The organism is Kribbella sp. NPDC050124, from assembly GCF_044460355.1.
Lineage (GTDB): Bacteria > Actinomycetota > Actinomycetes > Propionibacteriales > Kribbellaceae > Kribbella.
Genome location: NZ_JBITJU010000001.1, coordinates 768,814 through 790,860, shown reverse-complemented (window position 1 = coordinate 790,860; position 22,047 = coordinate 768,814). Strand labels below are relative to the sequence as shown.

Sequence of the window (22,047 nt, the reverse complement as noted above, 5' to 3'; positions counted from 1 at the left end):
TCGGGAGAACTGTCAGGATCGGTGGGCCGGGGTCTTTAGATTCTCCGCGGCCGGTGTTTACGGGCGGCTGGCATCATGACTGCCGTGATCACCGGTGGAGTCAGCCCTGTCTTCGTCGGCCGCGTTGCGGAGTCAGCCGCCCTGGCGGCCTCCTACCAGCACGCTGTCGCCGACGGGGCCACCTTCGTCGTCATCGCAGGCGAGGCAGGGATCGGAAAGTCCCGGCTGGCCGCCGAGTTCACCGCAGGACTGTCCCCAGAGGCCAGGTCCGTCAGTGGCGACTGCCTCGAGCTCGGCGGAGACAGCCTGCCCTTCGCCCCGTTCCTCGCGGTGTTGCGACGTCTCGGTCGTGAGCTCGGTGTGGAAGCACTGCGGGCATTCCTGCCGACCGGAGAGCTGAGCCTGGCGCGCTGGCTGCCCGAGATCGGCAAGCCGCCGGTCGATCAGGACGCTCTGCTCGGCCGGTTCCGGCTGTTCGACGAGGTGCTGACCCTGTTCGAGCGTGCCGCCGCGCAGAAGCCGCTCGTAGTCGTTCTCGAAGACCTGCACTGGGCGGACCCGGGCACTGTCGAGTTGCTCGCCTACCTGGTGCGGAACGTGGAACAGCCTGGCTTGCTGGTCGTCTGCACGTATCGATCCACCGATCTCGGCCCAGCACACCCGCTGCGGCCGGTGATCGCCGACATCACCCGGCGCGCGGGGGGCCGGCTGATCGAACCGCGGGCGTTGAGCCGGGCAGACGTCGGCAGACAGCTGGCCGGTCTCCTCGAGCGCGAGCCCGACCGCGCCCTGGTCGATCGGATCCACGACCGCAGCGACGGCAACCCGCTCTTCGTCGAAGCCCTCGCCGCCGCCCCGACCGAGGCCACGCCGTCGCCGCTGCGGGATTGGCTGGTGCTCGGGATGACGCGGCTCCCAGAAGCCAGCCGCAGTGTGCTCCGGGCGGCGGCTGTCGCGGGTCCCTCGTTCCAGCACGCACTGCTGTCACCGGTCTCCGGGCTGGGTGACGACGAGCTCGACAGGGCGCTGAGGGAGCTCCTCGACCAACAGCTGCTCGTCGTACGGGAGAACGGATATGCCTTCCGGCACCTGGTGTTCCGCGACGCCGTGTACTCGGAGGTGTTGCCCGGCGAGCGTCGCCGACTGCATGCCCGCTGCGCCGACGCCATCCAGCACGATCGGTCGCTGGCGCCCGAAGGCCACGCGGCTGCTGAGCTCGCTATGCACTGGAGCGCTGCAGCCGATCACGAACGGGCCCTGGACGCCGCCTGGGAGGCCGCCGCCGTCGCAGGCCGTTCCTTCGCCTACGAGCAGCAGCTGCAATTGCTGGAACGCGTGCTGGCCTGGTGGGATCAGGTGCCTGACCCCGCGACCCGGCTGGGCGTTTCGCACGCGACCGTACTGCACAGCGCGGCCGAGACCTGCGTCGCCACGGGTGCGTTCGATCGCGGCATCGCCCACGCGACGGCGGCGCTCGACCAGCTGGACCTGGTGACCGATGCCGCTCCTGCCGCCCAGGTTCTGGCTACCCGCGGCCTGCTGAACCGTCGCGCCGGACACGGTGGCGACGCCGACCTGGAAGCGGCTCTGCGGGTGATGCCGGGCGACGCCCCGCCTGAGCTTCGTGGTCAGACCATGGCCATGCTGGCGGTCAGCATCAGCCGCTGGGACGGTGATCCGCACCGCGCCCAGCGGTACGCCGACGAAGCACTTCAGCTGGGTCGTGAGCACGGACTCTGCACAGTCCAGGCCACCGCCCTCATTGCCGCCGCCAGAATCGCTGGGGCGGCCGGTGACGGTGACCAGGCGCTAGAGCTGTTCCGCGAGGCGGCTCGGGTCGCCGAAGCCGGTTCCGACCATTACGACCTGCTGACTGCACTGCTGGGTGAGGCGTACACGCGGTTGGGTGCGGGCGATCTGGCGCAAACCGCCGTCGTCGCCGCGAAGGGCCGCTCACTGGCGTACCGGGTCGGCCAGGCCAGGTCCCGAGGTGCTGACCTGTCCTGCGTCCTCGCTCAAGTGCTTTGGGAGCTCGGACGATGGTCCGAGGCACGAGAGGTCATCGACGAAGCACTCGCCGACGAGCCTGCCGCGATGACGGCCGCAGTTCTCCTCAACCTGCTGGGCGAGATCGCTCTTGCGGAGGGCGACGTGGCAGCAGCCGCCAACAGCTTGACGTCGTTGCTGACAAGGCAGGATGGTCTCGGCACGCTGCCGCTGTTCACCGTCCCATTCCGCTGCCGCCTGGCGCTGGCGCAAGGAGACCCGGACGCGGCGGACCGGATCCTCGCCGACGCCCTTCCCAACCTGCTCGATCCGTTCGGTGACCCTTGGGCCGTACTGCGCGCCGGCGTGCACGTGCAGCAGGCCCTACTCGGCCGACGAGATCCGGCGCGGACGAAGGTGGCCGAGACGCGCAAGGGACAGCTGCGGGAGCTGGCAGGCAAATTGCCGGCCGACCGGCCTTTGCAGGCGGCCCATCAGGCCAGTTTGGGGGCGGAGATCGACGGCACCGACCCACTCGCCTGGGACCTCGCGGTGACGGCATGGCGCGATCGATCGCATCCGTACGAACTGGCACAAGCGCTGTTCGGTGCGGCTGAATCGTGGCTGGCGACCGGCGACCGGCCGGCCGCCACCGAACGGCTTCGTGAAGCGGGATCGCTCACCGCGGAGCTCGGGGCTGCGCATCTTGCCCGTGAGATCGAACTGCTGGCAGGCCGAGGACGCATCGACCTGGCCCCGGCGGAACCGACTCAGCCCGAGCCGGCCGGCTCCTTCGGCCTCACCGCTCGCGAGCTCGACGTACTGCGCCTCCTCACCGAAGGCCGGACCAACAGCCAGATAGCAGCCTCCCTGTTCATCTCACCGAGCACAGCGGGCGTTCACGTCTCGAATATCCTCGCCAAGCTGGGTGTCAGCCGTCGCACTGAAGCGGCCGCGGTCGCCCACCGCGCGGCCCTCTTCGATGGCGAAAGGCTCGGCTAGCGTCACCGCCACAGACCCAACACTCATCAGGAGCGGGCGTAGTGGCCGCGACGCAGGAGCGGCTGCGTAGCACGCGAGGGGTGGTTTTCAGGCTGTGCGGGTTCGGAGGAATTTGCCGAAGTGGGGGACGGTGAAGGCTACGGTGCCTCGTTCGGCGGAGAAGACGAGGCCTTTTTTGATGAGGCCGTCTCGGGCGGGGGAGAGGGACTGGGGTTTGCGGTTGAGGGTGCTGGCTACTTCGGCGGTGGGGACGGAGCCGTCGCCGACGCCGATGCCTAGTTCGGCCATGGCGCGCATGTACTCGCGTTCGGCTGGGGTCGCGCGTTCGTAGCGGGAGCCGAAGAAGCCGACGGTGAGTTCGGCGGAGGCTTCGGGGGCGGCGACCGCGACGTCCTTGATGGTGATCGGGGAGGTGGGGGCGTGGTCCCAGGTGGCGTGGGCGAAGGCCTGGACGAAGTACGGGTAGCCGTCGGTCTGGGCGTACAGCTCGTCGAGCGCCTCCTCGTCGTACTGGACGCCCTCGCTCTCGGCGGGGATCATCAGCGCGCGGTCGCACGCCTCGCGGGCCAGGCGGTCGACGCGGATGTAGCGGAAGAGCCGCTCCGAGTACGACTTGCTGGCCGACAGTACGGCGGGCAGATGCGGCAGGCCGGCGCCGACCACGACCAGGGGCGCGCTCTGCTGTGAGATCTCGTGACATGCGGCGCACAGCGCGGACAGGTCGTCGGCGGAGATGTCCTGCATCTCGTCGATGAACAGCCCGACGCCGACCGACAGGTCGCCGGCCAGGTCGGCCGCGTCGGAGAACAGCTCGATCAGATCCATCTCCAGGTCACCGGAGTCCGCCCGGCCCTTGGCCGCCGCCACGTCGACCGGAGGGTGCCATCGGATCCCTTTCCGGTCCTGCGCCCCGGTCCGCAACGCGAAGGCCTTCAGTACGGCGCTGAACTCGTCGACCCGCTCGTCGTCGCGGTGCCGGTGACCGAGCTCGCGCATCGCGGTGTGGATCGCCTGCGCGATCGGCAGCCGGATGCTCTGGTCCGGCCGGGCCTCGATCTTGCCGGTACCCCAGGCTCGCTTGATGGCCTGGCTCCGCAAGGTGTTCAGCAACACCGTCTTACCCACACCCCGGAGCCCGCTGAGCACCAGGCTCCGCTCCGGTCTGCCTGCCGCGACCCGCTCGAGGACCACCTCGAACTGCCGCACCTCGGTGTCGCGTCCGGCCAGCTCAGGCGGCCGCTGACCGGCGCCGGGCGCATAGGGATTCCGGATCGGATCCATGCATTTCACTGTATGGGCGCATCTAGCGTTTTCCTTAGATTTCGCTAGCGACCGGGAGAGCGTGTCGGATCAGCGATCTCTACAGCTTTCTAGTGCCGACGCTAGATTGCGCTAGACGCGCCTAGGCCCGGCAAGACCACTAGGGTGCGGGCCATGGTTGGGGAGTGGGCTCGGCAGGCGGCGGGCTTGTACGAGCGGGTGCATCAGCAGTACGTCGGGGGTGCCCGGAAGCTGGAGGCGCTGATCAACGAGTTGATCGGCGAGGAGGAGGGCATCAACTACCTGACCGCGACGGCGCGGGCGAAGGACCCGGAGTCGTTCCTGGCGAAGGCGTCGAAACCGCACCCGGACGACCCGGCCCGGCCCAAGTACGACGACCCGCTGAACCAGATCACCGACCTGGTCGCGGCCCGGGTGATCACCTTCCTGGTCGAGGCGGTGGACCGGGTCTGCGAGGTGATCGAGGCCGAGTTCGAGATCGTCGAGCACACCGACATGGGCGCGCACACGCGGGCGCAGGGCGTGTTCGGGTACGCGAGCAAGCACTACCTGGTCCGGCTGAACCCGCATCGCCGGGAGCTGCCGGAGTACGCCGTACTGAAGAACCTGACGATGGAGATCCAGGTCCGTACGGCGGTTCAGCACGCGTGGGCCGAGTTCGAGCACGACATCCGGTACAAGCTGGACATCCCGCCGGACCGTAAGCCGGAGTTCGACCGGCGGTTCCTGCTGGCGGCGGCGTTGATGGAGCTCGCGGACAACGAGTTCACCGAGATCGACCGCCTGTACCGCGAGCTGGCCGCGACCCAGCCGGACAAGACGCCGCGCGATCTCACCACCGCGACGCTGACGACGTACCTGACCCGGCGCTACCCGGACGCGCCGCACGCGAAGACCAACCACTACGCCTGGATCCTCAGCGTCCTCGGGCGGCTCGGCGTGTCCACCGAGGAGCAACTGACCGACTTGCTCAGCGGCATCGACAGCTCCGCCGTCCAGGCCGCGATGACCCATCGCTTCCCGGCCGGAACGGTACGGCGCCTCGACGACGACCTCCTGGCTGCGAAAGGAACGGCGTACGTCGACCTGTTCCCCGACGAAGAGCGCCGCCAGAAGATCCTGAGAGGACGCCTGAAGGCCCTCGCCAGGGCCGGCCTCAACGGGACCTGACCAGGTCCTCCGCAACGGAAGCAGCGGTACGGCGGGCCCACGCGCCGGTCGTGATCAGGCCGAGCACCAGCACGAGCAGCCCGCAGCCGGCGATGATGTACCAGCACAACTGAGCCGCCTCGACGAACCCGCTCTCGAGCGGACCCACCAGTCGCGCGGTCAACACCGTCCCGGCGATCGCGACGCCGAGCGAGACGCCGACCTGGCGACTGGTCGACGCGATCGCGGCCGCGACACCGGCCTGGGATCGCGGCATCCCGGACACCGCCGCGTTCGTGATCGGCGCGTTCAGCATCCCGAACCCGAGCCCGAAGACGAGGTAGGCGGCCAGCAACATCAGCGTCGGCGTGTCCACGGTGAGCCGCGACAACAGCAGCCCGGACGCGCCGAGCATGCTTCCGGCAACCACCAGAGGCAGCCGCGGACCGCGATGCCCGACCAGCCAGCCCGACAGCGGAGCGAACACGACGGTCATCGCCGCCATCGGCAGCGTCAGCAACCCGGCGTGCAGCGCCGAGAACCCACGCACCGACTGCAAGTACAAGGAGTTCAGGAACAGGAACCCGGACAGCGCCGAGAACCCCGCGACCGCGATCAAGGTCGCACCCGAGAACGGGGCGCTCCGGAAGAATCGCGGCTCCAGCAACGGCTCCTCCCGCCGCCGCTCGTAGGCCACCAGGGACACCAGCGACACGATCGCCAGCACGAAGCACCCGATGATCAGCGGCGACGTCCACCCGGCCCGCTGCCCCTCGATGATCCCGTACGTCACCCCGCCGAGCAGCAGCACGACCAGGACCTGCCCGACCGGATCGATCCGCCGCGGCACCGCGGCTCGCGACTCCGGCACGAACAGAACAGTCAGCACTACGGCGACCAACGCCACCGGCACGTTGATCCAGAAGATCGACGGCCAGCCCGCCGCGTCGACCAGCGCGCCACCTACCACCGGTCCGACGGCCAGCGAAAGCCCGACCACCCCGCCCCAGACCCCGATCGCCTGCGCACGCTCACGTGGATCGGTGAACGTGTTGGTGATGATCGACATCGCGACCGGGTTCAGCATCGACCCGCCGACCGCCTGCAGCATCCGGAACACGATCAGCAGGTCGACGGTCGGCGCGAACCCGCACAGCAGCGACCCGATCCCGAACACCACCAGCCCGGTCTGGAACGTCCGCCGCCGGCCGATGCGGTCCGCGGTCGAACCCGACACCATCAGCAGGCTCGCCAGCACCAGCGTGTACGCGTCGACGGTCCACTGCAGCTTCGAGACGTCCGCGTCCAGATCGGCCCGGATGGTCGGCAGCGCGAGGTTCACGATGGTGGAGTCCAGCCCGACGATGAAGAGGCTGAAGCAGCAGATCCCGAGGATCAGCAGCCGTCGCCCGCGCGTCAGTTCCTCCACCCGGCTCCCTCTCCATCGTCGTACTTGAAGACTGTACTACCGGCTCGAAAACCCTTTGACGGACTGTCGGCGGGCCCGCCTAGGCTTGATCCATTCGCCTGGTCAGGTGCCTTCTTCAACCCTCCTATGCCTTCTTGTGAGACGTCATGTCGCTGCGCCTCATTCCGTTCGCCGACCCGGGTGTGCCGGACACCCGGTCCGGCCTCCGACTCATCCTCTGGCTGGAGCACCAGCAGCTGCGCGGTCAAGTCATCGCGCTGTTCTGGGGGCTGCTCTACTTCGGCGGTATCGCCGCCGCTCCGGTCGCCGTCGGCCTGGCCGTCCAGGCCGTGATCGACCTGTCCTGGCCCAAGCTGCTCCTGGCGGGCGGCCTGCTGCTCGCCTTCGGCACCGCCAAAGCCTTTGCCGACTCTTTCTTCCACCGCGCCGTGGTGACCAACTGGATCAGTACGGCGTCGCGCCTGCAGCAACTGCTGTTCCGCAAGGCCGCGGAGCTGGGCTCGCTGCTGACCCGGCGGATCGCCGCCGGTGAGGTGGTCGCCGTGAGCAGCGGCGACGTGGAGAAGATCGGCTGGTTCGTCGAGGTGCTCGGCCGGTTCGCGGCCGCGCTGCTGACCTGTTTCGCCGTCGTGATCGGGCTGCTCCTCTACGAACCGCAGCTCGGTCTGGTCGTGGCCATCGCCGTACCGGTGCTGGCGTTCTCGATCGTGCCGCTGATGGGTCCCGCCGAGCGTCGCGCGGACGCGCAGCGGGCCAAGGGTGGTCGCGCCACCGAGCTGGCCGCCGACACGGTCGCCGGGCTGCGGGTGCTGCGTGGCATCGGTGGAGAGCAGCTGTTCCTGGACCGCTACCGCTCGGCCTCGCAGGAGTACCGGGCCAGTGCGGTCCGCAGTGCCCGGATGTGGTCGCTGATCGCGGCTCTCCAGGTGCTGATGTTCGGGCTGTTCCTGGTCATCATCGTGTGGCTCGGTGTCCGGCTGGTGCTGTCGAACAGCATCACGGTCGGCGAGCTCGTCACGACGTACGGGTTCATCACCTTCATGCTGGTGCCGCTGCACACGTTCGAGGAGACGGCGAGCGCGTTCATCTTCTCCAAGGTGTCGGCGCGCCGGGCCGCGCGAGTGCTGTCGCTGAAGCGGACCGACGAGACCAAGGGCACCGCCGAGGCCCAGTCGCCGGAAGGTGACGTGCTCGACCCGGTCTCCGGGCTGCACGTGCCGGCCGGGAGCTTCACTGCGGTCGTGTGCGGTGACCCGGACGCAGGTGGTCGGCTGGCCGACCGCCTGGGTGGACACAGCCCAGCCGCCGAGGACGACGAGGCGTCTGTGCTCCTCGACGGGGTCGCACTGGACGACATCCCGCTGGAGTCTGCGCGCACCGTCGTACTGGTGCAGGACAAGGACCCGGTGCTGCTGTCCGGCACCGTGCGCGAGCTGTTCGACGTGCCGGCGAGCGGTGCGGTGTCTCCCGAGACAGCGCTCGACGCGGCGCAGTGCGCGGACATTCTCGACGTACTGCGGCAGACGCTGCCGGCCGGTGAGTCGGACGCGATGCAGGCCGTGCTGACTGAGCGCGGGCGGTCCCTGTCCGGCGGGCAGCGACAGCGTGTGGCCTTGGCCCGTTCGCTGTACGTCGATCCGCAGGTGCTGGTGCTGGACGAGCCGACCAGTGCGGTCGACGCGCACACCGAGGCTCGGATCGCCGACGGCCTGCGGCTGCTGCGAGCCGGCCGGACCACCGTGGTGTTCAGCTCCAGCCCGCTGATGCTGGACCGGGCGGAGCGGGTGGTGTTCGTGCCGGACGGCCGGGTCGATGCCATCGGCACCCACCAAGAGCTGGTGCATACCAACCCGCGCTACCGCGCGGTTGTCACCCGTGAAGACGAGACCACTCTCGAGGAGATGGCGTGAAGCGCCCCGAGTACGACCCGGCAGCGCCGCAGGAGGCGGCGCGACTGCCGGTAGCAGGTAGCGCCACCGTGCGCGCCTACCTGAAGACACTGTTCCGCCGGCACCGCCGTGCGTTCGCCTGGCTGACTCTGGTGAACGCGGCGGCGGCGCTGAGCGGCATGGTCGGGCCCTGGCTGCTCGGCAACGTGGTGGAGAAGCTCTCGCAGGGCGAACGCGACGTCGACCTGCCGTACGTCGTGATCGGCTTCGTCATCGCGCTCGCGGTACAGACGGTGTTCGTGCGGATCACCCGGCTGCGCGGCGCCGTCCTCGGAGAGGAGATGCTCGCCGACCTGCGCGAGGACTTCCTGGTCCGGGCGGTCGGGCTGCCGCCGGGTGTGCTGGAGCGGGCCGGGACGGGTGACCTGCTGTCCCGGATCACCACCGACATCGACCGGCTCTCGCACGCCATGCGCGACGCCGTGCCGCAGCTCACCATCGCGATCGTCTGGGCGTCGCTGCTGATCGGCGCGCTGATCGTCACCGCACCGGAGCTGGCGGTGGCCGTGGTGATCGCGACGCCGATCCTGATCATCGGCGGTCGCTGGTACTTCCGCCGGGCGCCGGCCGCGTACCGGTCGGAGGCCGCTGGGTACGCCGCCGTGGCCTCGGCGCTGGCCGAGACCGTCGACGCCGGCCGGACCGTGGAGTCGCACCGGCTGGGCCATCGCCGGATCAAGCTGGGCGACACCCGGATCGGCCAGTGGGTGGCGTGGGAGCGGTACACGCTCTACCTGCGGATGGTCCTGTTCCCGGTGATCAACATGACCCACACGGTCGCGCTCGCGGCAGTGCTGGTGATCGGTGGTGGCTTCGCCATCCAGGGCTGGCTGACCGTCGGCGCGCTCACCACGGGCGCGCTGTACATCCAGATGCTGGTCGAACCGGTCAACATGATGATCCGCTGGTACGACGAGCTCCAGGTGGCGCAGGTGTCACTGGCACGGCTGGTCGGGGTGCGTGAGGTCGAGGCGGCCAAGTCCGGCGCGCAGAGCGAGCCGGACGGCCGGACCGTGCTTGCAGACGACGTACGGTTCGGCTATCTGGAAGGCCGGGACGTGCTGCACGGTGTCACGCTGACCGTGCAGCCGGGTGCCCGGGTTGCGCTCGTAGGCCCTTCTGGAGCAGGGAAATCGACCCTGGGCCGGTTGCTGGCCGGCATCTACTCGCCGCGGGTCGGTGACATCACCTTGGGTGGTGCGGCCCTCGACAAGATGTCGGCCGAGCAGGTCCGGAGCCACGTTGCCCTGGTCAACCAGGAGCACCACGTGTTCGTGGGCAGCGTCCGCGACAACCTGCGACTGGCACGACCGGACGCGTCGGACGCCGACCTGTGGGCGGCGCTGCGCTCGGTCGACGCCGACGGCTGGGTCGCCGGCTTCGACAACGGGCTCGACACCGAGGTGGGCTCCGGCGGGATCTCACTGACGCCTGCACAGGCCCAGCAGGTCGCGCTGGCCCGATTGGTGCTGGCCGACCCGCACACGCTGGTCCTGGACGAGGCGACCTCGCTGATGGACCCGCGCGCCGCCCGTCACCTCGAGCGGTCGCTCGCCGGCGTGCTGGAGGGCCGGACCGTGGTGGCGATCGCCCACCGCCTGCACACCGCGCACGACGCGGACGTGATCGCGGTGGTCGAGGACGGCAAGATCGTCGAGCTGGGCGGTCACGACGAGTTGGTCGGCGCCCAGGGCCCGTACGCAGCGCTCTGGCACTCCTGGCACGGCGACCGCTGAGCATTCGGTGGGGCAAACCCCGGGTTTGCCCCACCGAATGTCGTGTGAGGATGCAGGTGTGCTGCTGACGACGCTGCTCGCGCTGCCCACCACTCTGGCCCTCGATGTGGACGACGAGGGCCGCCTGCTGGTCCTGTACGACGGGACCGGCACCCGCGAGGTGAACGAGGTGACGCCCGACGGCCTTTGGCAGGCGCTCACCGACCTGGGCGAGACCTGCCGGAACGCGCGCTTCGTCCCCGGCAGCCGCCAAGTGGTTGTCCAGCACGACACCGGCGGCGACGAACGCGGTCAGCTGTCCCTCGTCGACCTGGACGACCGGACCCTCACGCCGCTCGTCCACGACCCGGCGTTCAAGCACAACCTGGTTCAGGCGACCGCCGGCCGCGTGCTGTTCACCACCAACCGCCGCAACGACGTCGACTTCGACCTGGTCTCACACGACCTCGCGACCGGCGAGGAGACCGTGCTATACGACGGCGGCGGCTGGGCAATGGCTGTCGACCCGTCCCCGGACGGCAAGTGGGTCGTGCTGTCGCTGGCGAGCGCTCCGGCCAACTCGATGCAGCTGCTGCTCGTCGACACCACGACCCGTGCCGTCACCGAGCTGACGCAGTACGACGCTCACAACGACCAGAAGGTGGTGTCCTGGCTGCCGGGCTCGTCCGGGTTCGTCGTGGCGAGCGATGCCGACCGGGACCGGATGGCGCTCCGCCAGTACGACGTCGCCGACGGGACCTGGTCGGATCTACTGGTCGACGACGAGCACGACTTGGCCGGCTGGGTCTGTCCCGACGGAGAACATCTGCTCGTCGCGACGATCGACGACGGCCTGGTGCCGCTGGCGCTGCACAAGCTGGAGGACGGCGCGCTGGTCGCACCACTCGACCTGCCGCCACTCGGCTGCGGGGCGCGGGCGGTCATGGTGCCGGACCCGGTCTGGTCTCCCGACGGCACGTACGCCTTGATCACCTATCAGTCGCCGATCGAACCACCCACGGTCTACCGCTACACCCTGGCGACCGGCGAGATCATCGCGATGCAGCCACCGGCGACACCTGAGGTCCCCGCCGAGCTGACGCACCCCGAGAGTCACCGCGTGCCGTCGTTCGACGGCGAGCAGGTCCCGGTCTTCGTCTACCGGCCGACCGGGCCCGACCTCGGCTCGACGGTCATCCACGTCCACGGCGGTCCCGAGGGCGCGGCCATGCGCGGCTGGGTCCCGGTGGTCTCCGGACTCGCTGCGGCCGGCCACACCGTCGTCGTACCGAATGTCCGGGGCTCGGCGGCGTACGGGAAGCGCTGGTACTCCCTGGACGATCGCGAGCTGCGGTTGGACTCGGTCAAGGACCTCGCCGCGATCCATGCCTGGCTGCCGTCGATCGGCTGCGACCCGTCCCGGGCAGCTCTGTGGGGTGGCTCGTACGGCGGCTACATGGTGCTGGCCGGGTTGGCCTTCCAGCCGTCGTTGTGGGCAGCCGGCGTGGACATCGTGGGGATCGCGTCGCTGGTGACGTTCCTGGAGAACACCTCGGACTACCGGCGGGCGACGCGGGAGCGGGAGTACGGCTACCTCGCGACCGACCGGGAGTTCCTGGAGTCGGCGAGTCCGTTGAGCCGGGTCGACGACCTGCGGGCGCCGCTGCTGGTCATCCACGGCGCCAACGACCCGCGCGTGCCGCTGTCAGAGGCCGAGCAGATCACCGCTGCACTGACGGCTCGCGGCGTACCCTGCCAGCTCCTGGTCTACCCCGACGAGGGCCACGGCCTGGCCAAGCTGATCAACAAGATCGACGGCTACACACAAGCCCTGGCGTTCCTCCGCGAACACCTCAGCTGAGTCGCGTCAGTGTCCCCGCGGTCGCGTCCAGCCGCACCGGCAGCCCCAGCGGTACGGCGAGGTTCAAGTCCTCATGCCCGATCGCAGCACCCTCCACCATGGGCAGCCCCAGCGGCTCTAGCCGATCGTGGACCACTGCGCTGACCAGTCCGGAGTCGTCGGCACCGCTGAAGTCGCCGACGACCACACCAGTGACTCCAGCGAACCAGTCGGCCCGCAGCAGCTGGGTCAGCAGCCGGTCGACCCGGTACGCGTCCTCGCTGACGTCCTCCATGACGACAATCCCGGTCGGTGGCGCGTAGGTCGGCGTACCGACGCTTGCCGCGAGCAACGCCAGGTTGCCGCCACGCAGCGGACCCTCCGCGACGCCACCGACCACAGTCCGCGCGCCTGCGGGAGCCAAGAGGTCCTTGACGCTCTCCAGCTCGAACAGCAGGTCGTGCAACCGCTGCCGACCCAACTCCGACCCGAGCTGCTCGACGGCAGCAGCCATCGGTCCGTGGATGGTGACCAGCCCGCGCGCATTGAGCGGCTCGTGCAGTGCAGTGATGTCACTGAAGCCGATGAACCACTTCGGTACGGCGGCCAGCTCGTCGAAGTCGACGTACTCGAGCATGCGCTGCACGCCGTACCCACCGCGCGCACAGAACACCGCCGCGAAGCTGGGGTCCAGCCACGCGTTCCGCAGGTCCTCGGCCCGTGCCTTGTCGTCGGCAGCCAGGTAGTTCAGCCGCTCGTGCCCAGCCAGCACCGACGGCAACACCTCGACCTCGAGCCCCCACGCCTTCAGGTGCTCGATCCCCACGTCCAGCCGCTCCGCCCGCACCGGTCCGGACGGAGCGACCACCGCCACCCGATCCCCAGCCGACAACCGCTCCGGCACCGTCACATCAGTCACTCCGTGACGCTACCAATCCACGCTGATCGTGGTGCTCTTGGAGGTGCCGTTGACTGTGACGCCCAGCTCAGCCGTGCCCGGGCGCAGTCCGGTCAGCTGGCCGGTCGCCGGGTCGTACGACGCCACCGCCCAGAACGGCGCGGTCCGGGCCGGACCGATGTGCAGGGACCGCGATCCCCACCAGTCGGCCGAGACCGGGAAGGCCACCGGGACCCGGCGGCTCTCCTGTACGACGGTCGCGCCCGCCGGAGCCGTTTCACCACGACGCAACGAGGTCGGCGCGGTCAGCTCGAACGCGTCGACGTGCGGCCGGAACTCGACCTTCAGCCAGGACCGCTCCGGCGCTGACCAGTTGCGCTCGCCGGCGGCCGCCGTACGCGCGTTGGGGTCCACGCCGACCATCGCCCAGCCGGTGAAGCCGCCGTCGTCCGGTGCGGACGACGGGCCCTTGCCGGAGTTGCCGGTCAGCGGCAGCAGGACGCCGTCGGTGCGGGAGGCCGCGAACGTTCCAGCGTGGGCGGCCATGTACGCGGCGCCCTTGCCGGTCGACGCCCGGAAGCCGGCCAGCCAGTCGACGACCATCCGAGCCTCCTTCCGGTCGCCCAGCTGCGAGTTGGCGGTCGGCGACGGGTCGTCGATCGGGTGGTGCGCCATCACCACCACGTTGCGGATCGACTTGTTCGTGGCCGCGTCGTCCAGCTGCGCGCGGAGATCGAGGATCTGCGCGAACCCACCGGCCCGCAGCGACCCGAGCGACGAGTCCCGCAGAATGAATCGCGTGCCCTTGTGATCGAACGTGCTGGTCGGCGGCCCGAACACCTTGGACCACTCGGACAGATCACCCGGTCCGTAGCTCTCGTGGTTGCCCGGCACGTAGTGCACCGGCACCTTCCCGGCGACCTCCTCGTCGATGATCTGCTTGGCCAACGCGATGTCGTTCGCGAAGCCCCGGTCGACGAAGTCGCCGTTGATCACCAGGAAGTCCGGGTGCTGCGCGAGTACCTCGCGGATCGTCCGCCGGGCCTGCTTGACGAAGTCGGAGTTCGGGTCGTCGGCGGTGAACTGCGCGTCCGACATCACCGCGAACCGCCAGCGACCGTCGGTCGCGACCGTCCCGTCGGTGACCACCAGCGGGTCGGCCACCTTCGCCGGCGGCTGCATGTCCACCGGCGGCGCACCGCGCAGGGTCAGATCGTCGACGATGATCCGGCCCGAGTACTGCCGGGTCGGCACGGTCTCGACGACGTAAATCCGCCAGAACCGCAACGGCATCGCCAGGCCCGGCGGGATGTCCGCCTCGACGTACTTCCAGCCGACCCAGTTCACCGCGGCCGCGATGTTCAGCGTCTGCGGTGATCCACCCGCCGCGGTGTAGGCGTTCGCCCGCAACCACGCGCCCTTGCCGTCGCCGTACACCCACGCCCCGAGCTTCTGCGGCTGCCCCGGCAGTTGCAGCTGCGGCGTCACCGAGAGGTACGCCGCCCGCGTCGCCGTGGTGCCCGTGAGCGAGTAGTCGAGCGCGATCGCCTGCCCGCCGTCGTGCCCCTCGGCCGCCGACCGCGACGCCGTCGCCGCACCAGCCGGTACGGCGTTCGCCGCCCACCGGGACAGGTCGTCGACCTCGTCGATCACCGTGCCGCTCAGGCCGGACGTGACACTGAGCTGCGTGGTCAGGGTGCCGGCCTTCGCGGTGATCACGGTCGACACCGCGTCGTCGCTGAGCGCGTGCACCGCGAACCCATTGCCCTTGGCAACCACGTTGACGAGCGTGGCGTCGTACGAGAGCTCGAGGTCGCGTGGCTCGATCCAGGTGGCGAAGCCGTCGGCGTCGTACCCGTTGATCTCGAAGAAGCCCTTGGAGGTCGAGTCGGACAGCGACACTTGCCGCGTCGACGGCGCCAGGCGGGTCGGTGCGCCGAGGACGGTCAACTGGATGCGGCCGTGCGCCGCGCCGCGGGCCGCGGTGACGATCGCGTCGCCGGCCTTCCGCCCGGTCGCCACACCCTGCTGGTCGACGCGGACATTGCCCCCGGCGAACCAGTACGGCGTACCCGTGGCTGGCGCGTAGGTCTCGTCGTGACCGGTCGCCGTGAGGACGCGGCTGAGACCGGTCAGGACCCGGGAGCCGCGGGAGACATCCGTGTCCGGGTCCTCGGCCGAGGTGCCCTGGGCTTCGACGCGGTAGCCGGTGAGCTTGCCGGAGCCCTTGACCGGCAGCAGGCCGAGGCCGTTCGGGATCACGCGCTCGCCACCGTCGGACGGGTCGTTCACCACCTGCGGCGCTGCCTCACCGGGCGAGCGGGCCAGCATCGTCGACGAGCCGCCGCCGTCCAGGTTCAGCGCGTCGTCGGCGCCGAGGCCGATCATCAGCTGGCCCATCTCCTTCAGCGACAGCCCGCGGGAACCGGTCGCGCGACCGTCGACGGTGAGCAGCAGCATCCGGCTGCCGTCCACGTCGAACCCGATCGCTGTCCGCGGCGCCAGGTCGGCGTCCGGGACGCTGTCCGGGACCTGGCCGTCCTTGGCGAGCTGGTAGTTGCCGCTGATGCCGACGGCGACGTCGGCCGCGTCCGGGCGCAGGCCGTACTGGACCTCGACCTTGTCGCCGACCTCGAAGGCGGCGAGCGCGGTCGCGCCGGCTTCGCGGCCGACCAGCGCCTGCTCGCTCGCGGCCAGCGGAGTGGTGCCCGGAGTGGCGGCGGACGAGACGACCACGCCGTCGCGAAGGATTACCTCACGAACGGTCGGCAGACCGTCGACGGTCCTGGTGCGGGCCGCGTCGCCCCACTCCGGTGTGTAGAGGCCGATCCCGCCGGAGTTGACGGTCGGCGAATTCAGGTTGGTCAGGTCGAGCTTGGTGGCGTCGTCGTCGGTCGCGCTGCCCTGCAGGAACAGCTCCGCGATCCGGCCGAGGCCGTCCTTGCCGATCACCGCGGTGTCGTTGTGGCCGGCTGCCGGCGCGTTGACGAGCCGGCCGCTCTCGACGCCGACACCCAGCGGCGCGGTGGTGTCGTTGATGTCGAAGAAGTCGCCGTTGACCCCGGCGATCGCACCCTTCCGGGCCAGCTGCTGACTGAGCGGCGTACCGCCGGAGACCTTGCCGGTGTTGACGTAGTCGACCGTCACCCCGTGCTTGTCCAGGTCGGCCGCGAGGATGTCGCCGCGGAGCCAGCCCTTCGGGTCGAGCCGCTCGAACGACGTATAGTTCACGCCCGGCGCGACCGGGCTGTCCGCGCGCGTTGTGAGCACCCCGTCGCCGGCGATCGCGGCGTCGGGGATGCCACCGGGAGCGGACTGCGCGGCGGCCGGCGCGACGACGACACCGGCGAGCAGACCGCCCACGCCGATCGCTGCGGTGATGGGACGGAAGAGCGACACAGGAGCCTCCCCAACGTGGACGGACGCGGCCATCCGACGTGGTGCGCTCTACCGCCACATGAGGCACAGGTGTACGCCGGTCAACCGACCGGTGACAAAGTAACGCCTCCAGAGCCCGACCGGAAGGTTTTCTCCTCGGCGAAGCCTCGATCCGTGGGCCCGGGCAGCAGCGAGCAGGTGCTCGGCGGAGTGCAGCGCAAGGCGGAGGACGAGGCTCGGAGTGGGGTTCTCCGTGCCTCGTCCTCCAACGCCGCGATGTGCCCGCCGAGCGCCGCGCAGCGCGGCCGGGCCCACGGATCGAGGCTTCGGTCAGTTGGTGCTGACCGGGCGGCCGGAGGTCTGCCAGGCGTGCATGCCGCCGTCCAGGTTGATCGCCTCGCGACCGAGCTGGTTCAGGAACTGGGTCGCCATCCCGGACCGCCCGCCGACCGCGCACACGCACAGCACCTTCTGGTCCAGCGGCACCTCGCCCACGCGCTCCTGCAGCTCACCGAGCGGGATGTGGTTCGCCCCCTCGATGTGCCCGCGGTCCCACTCGTCCGGCTCGCGCACATCCAAAACGAACGCCTCGGCCAGCAGGGCGTCGTCCAACTCGGCCACCACGACCGAGGGAATCTCCTGGTTCTGGAACATGCTGTCGATCATGTCAGGCCGCCGGTCGACGCCGGGACGCAGGACCTCGGGAACGCGATGGGATTACTTGAGGAGCTTGGAGAGGCGGCGGTCGGCCAGGGGTTTGCCGCCGGTTTGGCAGGTGGCGCAGTACTGGAGGGAGGAGTCGTGGAAGCTGACCTCGCGGACGATGTCGCCGCAGACCGGGCACTTCTGGCCCTTGCGGCCGTGCACACGCAGGCCGGACTTCTTCTCCGACTTCAGGTCCTGTACGGCGAGGCCGGCGGAGCGGTCGACCGCGTCCTGGAGGGTCTCGAGCATCGCGTCGTACAGCAGCTCGAGCTCGTCCTCGGTGAGGTTCGACGCGGGTTTGAACGGGCTCATCTTCGCCACGTGCAGGATCTCGTCGGAGTAGGCGTTGCCGATCCCGGCGATCACCGACTGGTTCCGCAGCACACCCTTCAGCTGCACCCGGCCCTCGCGTTTCAGGATCGCGCCGAAGTCGTCGAGTGACAGCGTGAACGGATCCGGACCGAGCCGCGAGATCCCCGGCACCTCGGCCGGCTCACGCACCACGTACACCGCGAGCTTCTTCTGGGTGCCGGCCTCGGTCAGGTCGAAGCCGGAGCCGTCGTCGAACACCGTCCGCAGCGCGATCGGGCCCTTGCCCGGCCGCACCAGCGTGGTCGACTGCTCCTCCTTCCATCGCAGCCAGCCCGCACGGGCCAGGTGGATGACCAGGTGCACGCCCTGGGCCTCGATGTCGAGGAACTTCCCGTGCCGCTTGACGTCGTCGATCAGCAGCCCGACCAGGCTCGAGATCGGCGGGTCGTAGGTCTTCAGCGCGCTGATCGCGGTGATGTCGGCGCGCACGAACGCCCGGCCGACGGCGCGCTCGCGCAGGAACGCCGCCAGCGACTCGACCTCCGGCAACTCTGGCACCGTCCCAGTGTGCCTTACCGCGGGGACAGTTTGCCCGGTTCAGGGTGGGAACAGGGAATCGGTGGGGTGAACCCGCAAGCGTTTGTTGGCCCGGGACGGTAGCGTCGTGGAGCAAGAGAGTAGGGAGGCCCTGATGGGGTTTGTGAAGACGTTGGTCAAGGGTGCGGTCGTCGCCAAGCTGGCGCAGGTCGCGCAGCGCGAGCTCAGCAAGCCTGAGAACCAGCGCAAGCTCAAGGAAGCGTTCCACAAGGTGCAGCAGCGCCGCGGCGGCGCCCACTAGCAGCACCCTGGACTTCGGCCCGGCTGCTCGTGCACAGCCGGGCCAGAAGTGTGCGCTCAGGCAGGTTTGTGTGCCTGCAGCGTGTACGTCGCCGGCAGCCGGTGCGGGTTGTCGGTCAGCCGCCACTCGCCGGACTCGTCCGCGGTCATCAGCCCGGGCAGGGCTTCCCAGGGCGCGCTGTCGTGCTCGGCGAGCGAGTCGAAGACCAGACCGGTCCGCTGGATCGCGGTGATGATCTCGGACAGCCCGTGGTTCCACTCGTGCGTGACGTTGTGCGAGAACTCCACATCGGTCTCGACGTACGTCCCGCCCTCGTCCCACACGATCGGCTCGGCGGTCTCGAAGTACGGGTACCTCAGGACCGGGCTCGTGTCCCCGGGCTCGGCGTCGAGCGCCCACAGCATCGGGTGACCCTCGCGGAGGAACAGTCGCCCACCCGGCTTCAGCAGTCCGGCGACCGTCTCCGCCCACCGGGTGATGCTCGGCAGCCAGCCCAGCGCGCCGATCCCGGTGAAGACCAGGTCGTACGACGAGGCGCCGAGCACGTCGACCGCGTCGTACACGTCGGCGACGTGGAAGTCCGCCTCGAGCCCTAGCCGATCCGCCAGCGTCTGCGCATGCGCGATCGCGGGCGCGGAGAAGTCCAGCCCGCTCATCCGGGCGCCGAGCCGCGCGAGTGACACCGTGTCGGTGCCGATGTGGCATTGCAGGTGCACCGCACGCAGCCCGGATATGTCGCCGAGCCGGGGCAGGTCGAACCGGACCACCTCACTGAGGTACTGCGGGTCCTCCTCGAACTTCTGCACGTTGTAGCCGGGAGACGCGGCGTGCGCCGGCACCCGCTCGTCCCAGTTGGCGCGATTCACGTCCCGGTAGTCGCTCACAGCCGCGACCATGCCACACGCCCACGGCCGCGTCACAGCAATTAGTGGAGGTAAGTCCACCTCGGTGGGAGGTCCAGGCCGACTGTGTGAGGTACAGCGCACTGGTGTGCTGGAGGTCATGAGCCAGGTACTGAGCCGGACCCGCATCCAGGACGTCGATGCGTTGCGTGGATTCGCCCTGCTGGGCATCTTGGTCGTGAACATCACCTTCGCCGCCTCGGGGTTCCCGATCCACGTAGCCGACGATCCGGCACACCAGTCGTGGCTCGACCAGGCAGTGCACTGGGTGTCCTCGACGTTCGTGGACATGAAGTTCTACCTGCTGTTCTCGTTCCTGTTCGGCTACAGCTTCCAGTTGCAGGTCGAGGCGGCTCAGCGCGCCGGCGCCGCGTTCAAGCCGCGGATGATGCGCCGGCTGGGCGGTCTCTTCGTGATCGGCGCCCTGCACGGGATCTTCCTGATCACCGGCGACATCCTCAGCGTCTACGCGCTGATCGGCCTGATCCTGCTGGCGATGCGGCGGGTGCGAGACCGTACGGCGCTGATCGTGGTCGGCGCGATCTACGCCTACCTCTTCATCACGCTGGGCGCCGCCGTGCTCTTCATGGACAGCTCGGCGTTCCTGGACCCTGCCGGCGCGGTCGCCGCGGCGCAGGAGACGACTGCGAACCTCGGCGGGTCGTTCGGCGACATCGTCGGCGAGCACGTCGCGGCACTACCGACGTACGGCCTCTCTCTGCTCACGGTGCAGGGCCCGACGACGCTCGCCGCCTTCCTGCTCGGCCTGGTTGCCGGCCGACGTCGGCTGCTCGCGAACATCAACGGCCAAGAGGCTGTGCTGCGGCTGATCCAACTGGTCGGATTCGTCGTCGGCATCACTGGCGGGATGATGTACGCGGCGGCCGGCAACGGCGACACCGGCTCCGTCCTGGCCAGCGTGCTCACCGCACCGTTCCTCTGTGCGGCGTACGTCGCAACGCTGCTGCGGATCATGCACTCAGACAAGGGGCAGGACGTGCGGCGGGTGCTCGCACCGGCCGGGCAGATGGCCTTGTCGAACTACCTGGGTCAGTCAGTGGCCACCATGCTGATCTTCACCGGCATCGGGTTCGGCCTGGTCGGGCAGGTGTCTCCGCTGGAAACGATGGGGTTCGCCGTCGCGATCTTCGCCGTACAGGTCGTGCTGAGCCACGTCTGGATGAACCGCTACGGCTACGGGCCGGTGGAAGGTGTGCTGCGGGCCATTACCAACGCGAACGCTCCCACCTGGCAGCGCAAGACCGCCGGGTGAGGTCCCGGCGGTCTGCGGTCGTGTCAGGCCGCGTTGCGGCCGTGGTGGGCAAGGGTGCGGGCCCGGCGGATGCTGTGCACGGTGCCTGCGGTCGTAGCGGGCTTGCGGTTGAGGGGCTCGGCCGCGCCACCGAGGGCGAGCAGGTCGAGCTTGGTCCGGGCCTGGTCACGGTCGCCAGTCACCCAGGAGCCGTTCGGACCGGTGGTGAGACCGGTCGAGTGACGCCTGTTGCTGAGCTCCAGAGCCGCGATCACGGCCAGCGCGAGTACTGCGAGAAGAAGGATTCCGGTCATGGCATAGATTTTGCTACCTACTAGATCCTGCCACCACTGGCACTATTGACATAGTTCCACAAATTCCTGCCATACTGGCGGCATGCTCCAAAAGATCGCTGTCGTCCTCATGGAGGACGTCGCCATGTTCGAGTTCGGCGTGGTGTCGGAGGTGTTCGGGATCGACCGGACCGACGACGGGGTGCCCGCATTCGACTTCAAGGTGTGCTCGACCCGGCCGGGCGAGCCGCTGCGCAGCAGCAGCCACTCCGCGGTGATCGCGCCGTACGGGCTGGAGGAGCTCGAGGACGCCGACCTGGTCGCGCTCCCGGCGACGACCTGGCGGGAGGAGTACGACGAGCGGATCCTGGACGCCCTGCGACGGGCCGAGGCGCGCGGCGCGATCCTGCTGACGGTCTGCTCGGGCGCCTTCGTGCTCGGCAAGGCAGGGCTGCTGGACGGCCGGCCCTGCACCACGCACTGGCGCTACGAGAAGCTCTTCCAGGAGACGTTCCCGCTGGCCAAGCTGGACGCCGACGTCTTGTTCGTCGACGACGGCAACATCATCACCAGCGCCGGCACCGCGGCCGGGATCGACGCCTGCCTGCACCTGGTCCGGCGTGAGCTCGGCAGCGCGATCGCCACCCGGATCGCGCGCCGGATGGTCGTCCCGCCGCAGCGCGACGGCGGTCAGCGGCAGTATGTCGACGTACCGGTGCCGGAGTCGTCGGGCGAGAGCCTGCAGCCGGTGCTCGACTGGATGGTCGACAATCTGACCATCGAGCACACCGTGCCGGCGCTGGCCCGGCGGGCGCAGATGTCGGAGCGGACGTTCGCTCGGCGGTTCGTCGCGGAGACCGGGACGACGCCGCTGAAGTGGGTCACCACGCAGCGCGTGCTGCGAGCGCGCACGTTGCTCGAGCAGACCCGAATGGGCATCGAGCAGATCGCCGCCGAGTCCGGATTCGGGACGGCCGCTTTGCTAAGGCACCACTTCCGCAGGGTGGTGGGCGTGCCACCACAGGACTACCGCCGTACCTTCCGCACCGCCAGCTGACAACCATCGTTACGCTGTGCTGACCCTCTGATTGCACTGCGTGAAGTCGCTCTGACATGCT

At 69.4% G+C, this 22,047-nt stretch carries 16 protein-coding genes; 8 read left to right on the top strand and 8 right to left on the bottom strand.

Going from position 1 to position 22,047, the window contains the following annotated elements:
* The first annotated feature begins 75 nt into the window (after positions 1 to 75).
* Positions 76 to 2,988: an AAA family ATPase gene (locus ACIBL3_RS03910; RefSeq protein ID WP_396351648.1), complete on the top strand. Its 2,913-nt coding sequence runs from the start codon at positions 76 to 78 to the stop codon at positions 2,986 to 2,988.
* 87 nt (positions 2,989 to 3,075) lie between these two features.
* Here the strand turns inward: ACIBL3_RS03910 and ACIBL3_RS03905 are convergent, their stop codons facing one another.
* Complete coding sequence (locus ACIBL3_RS03905) at positions 3,076 to 4,269, bottom strand: ATP-binding protein (RefSeq protein WP_396351647.1); 1,194 nt, start codon at positions 4,267 to 4,269, stop codon at positions 3,076 to 3,078.
* 153 nt (positions 4,270 to 4,422) lie between these two features.
* Between ACIBL3_RS03905 and ACIBL3_RS03900 the strand changes: the two genes are divergently transcribed.
* On the top strand, positions 4,423 to 5,439 hold the full coding sequence (locus ACIBL3_RS03900) for a GTP pyrophosphokinase family protein (protein WP_396351646.1): 1,017 nt from the start codon (positions 4,423 to 4,425) through the stop codon (positions 5,437 to 5,439).
* On the opposite strand, the gene ACIBL3_RS03895 is transcribed toward ACIBL3_RS03900, so the two are convergent.
* A complete protein-coding gene (locus ACIBL3_RS03895) occupies positions 5,426 to 6,847 on the bottom strand; it encodes an MFS transporter (RefSeq protein WP_396351645.1) in 1,422 nt (473 codons plus the stop codon). The genes ACIBL3_RS03900 and ACIBL3_RS03895 overlap by 14 nt on opposite strands.
* A gap of 146 nt (positions 6,848 to 6,993) precedes the next feature.
* Here ACIBL3_RS03895 and ACIBL3_RS03890 point away from each other — a divergent pair, with 146 nt between their 5' ends.
* From ACIBL3_RS03890 to ACIBL3_RS03880, 3 genes are read left to right on the top strand one after another with little or no spacing between them, the layout of a single operon-like run.
* The gene (locus tag ACIBL3_RS03890; protein ID WP_396351644.1) at positions 6,994 to 8,757 is read left to right on the top strand and encodes an ABC transporter ATP-binding protein; all 1,764 of its coding nucleotides are present in this window, start codon (positions 6,994 to 6,996) and stop codon (positions 8,755 to 8,757) included.
* Positions 8,754 to 10,532, top strand: coding sequence for an ABC transporter ATP-binding protein (locus tag ACIBL3_RS03885; RefSeq protein WP_396351643.1), 1,779 nt, complete (start codon positions 8,754 to 8,756; stop codon positions 10,530 to 10,532). Before ACIBL3_RS03890 ends, ACIBL3_RS03885 begins: the two co-directional genes overlap by 4 nt.
* A 58-nt stretch (positions 10,533 to 10,590) precedes the next feature.
* Positions 10,591 to 12,372 carry an alpha/beta fold hydrolase gene (locus ACIBL3_RS03880; RefSeq protein WP_396351642.1) on the top strand — a complete coding sequence of 594 codons (1,782 nt, stop codon included), beginning with the start codon at positions 10,591 to 10,593 and terminating at the stop codon, positions 12,370 to 12,372.
* Here the strand turns inward: ACIBL3_RS03880 and ACIBL3_RS03875 are convergent.
* The 4 genes from ACIBL3_RS03875 to ACIBL3_RS03860 all read right to left on the bottom strand — a co-directional run bounded on the left by ACIBL3_RS03875 (position 12,365) and on the right by ACIBL3_RS03860 (position 18,202).
* Positions 12,365 to 13,270, bottom strand: coding sequence for an LD-carboxypeptidase (locus ACIBL3_RS03875; RefSeq protein ID WP_396351641.1), 906 nt, complete (start codon positions 13,268 to 13,270; stop codon positions 12,365 to 12,367). The genes ACIBL3_RS03880 and ACIBL3_RS03875 overlap by 8 nt on opposite strands.
* Positions 13,271 to 13,279: 9 nt before the next feature.
* Entirely contained in the window at positions 13,280 to 16,648 is a 3,369-nt protein-coding gene (locus ACIBL3_RS03870; protein ID WP_396351640.1) for a phosphodiester glycosidase family protein, read from the bottom strand.
* A gap of 309 nt (positions 16,649 to 16,957) precedes the next feature.
* The gene (locus tag ACIBL3_RS03865; protein ID WP_396351639.1) at positions 16,958 to 17,281 is read right to left on the bottom strand and encodes a rhodanese-like domain-containing protein; all 324 of its coding nucleotides are present in this window, start codon (positions 17,279 to 17,281) and stop codon (positions 16,958 to 16,960) included.
* A 63-nt stretch (positions 17,282 to 17,344) separates the two neighbouring features.
* Complete coding sequence (locus ACIBL3_RS03860; RefSeq protein WP_396351638.1) at positions 17,345 to 18,202, bottom strand: DNA-formamidopyrimidine glycosylase family protein; 858 nt, start codon at positions 18,200 to 18,202, stop codon at positions 17,345 to 17,347.
* Positions 18,203 to 18,335: 133 nt separating this feature from the next.
* Between ACIBL3_RS03860 and ACIBL3_RS03855 the strand changes: the two genes are divergently transcribed.
* Positions 18,336 to 18,482 carry a hypothetical protein gene (locus tag ACIBL3_RS03855; RefSeq protein ID WP_396351637.1) on the top strand — a complete coding sequence of 49 codons (147 nt, stop codon included), beginning with the start codon at positions 18,336 to 18,338 and terminating at the stop codon, positions 18,480 to 18,482.
* A gap of 56 nt (positions 18,483 to 18,538) precedes the next feature.
* On the opposite strand, the gene ACIBL3_RS03850 is transcribed toward ACIBL3_RS03855, so the two are convergent.
* A complete protein-coding gene (locus tag ACIBL3_RS03850) occupies positions 18,539 to 19,366 on the bottom strand; it encodes a class I SAM-dependent methyltransferase (RefSeq protein ID WP_396351636.1) in 828 nt (275 codons plus the stop codon).
* 118 nt (positions 19,367 to 19,484) lie between these two features.
* Between ACIBL3_RS03850 and ACIBL3_RS03845 the strand changes: the two genes are divergently transcribed.
* Positions 19,485 to 20,657, top strand: coding sequence for a DUF418 domain-containing protein (locus ACIBL3_RS03845; protein ID WP_396351635.1), 1,173 nt, complete (start codon positions 19,485 to 19,487; stop codon positions 20,655 to 20,657).
* A gap of 23 nt (positions 20,658 to 20,680) precedes the next feature.
* Here ACIBL3_RS03845 and ACIBL3_RS03840 read toward each other — a convergent pair whose 3' ends face one another.
* Entirely contained in the window at positions 20,681 to 20,950 is a 270-nt protein-coding gene (locus tag ACIBL3_RS03840; protein WP_396351634.1) for a hypothetical protein, read from the bottom strand.
* A gap of 82 nt (positions 20,951 to 21,032) precedes the next feature.
* On the opposite strand from ACIBL3_RS03840, the gene ACIBL3_RS03835 reads away from it, so the two are divergent.
* Positions 21,033 to 21,986, top strand: coding sequence for a GlxA family transcriptional regulator (locus ACIBL3_RS03835; RefSeq protein WP_396351633.1), 954 nt, complete (start codon positions 21,033 to 21,035; stop codon positions 21,984 to 21,986).
* The last annotated feature ends 61 nt before the right edge of the window (positions 21,987 to 22,047 follow it).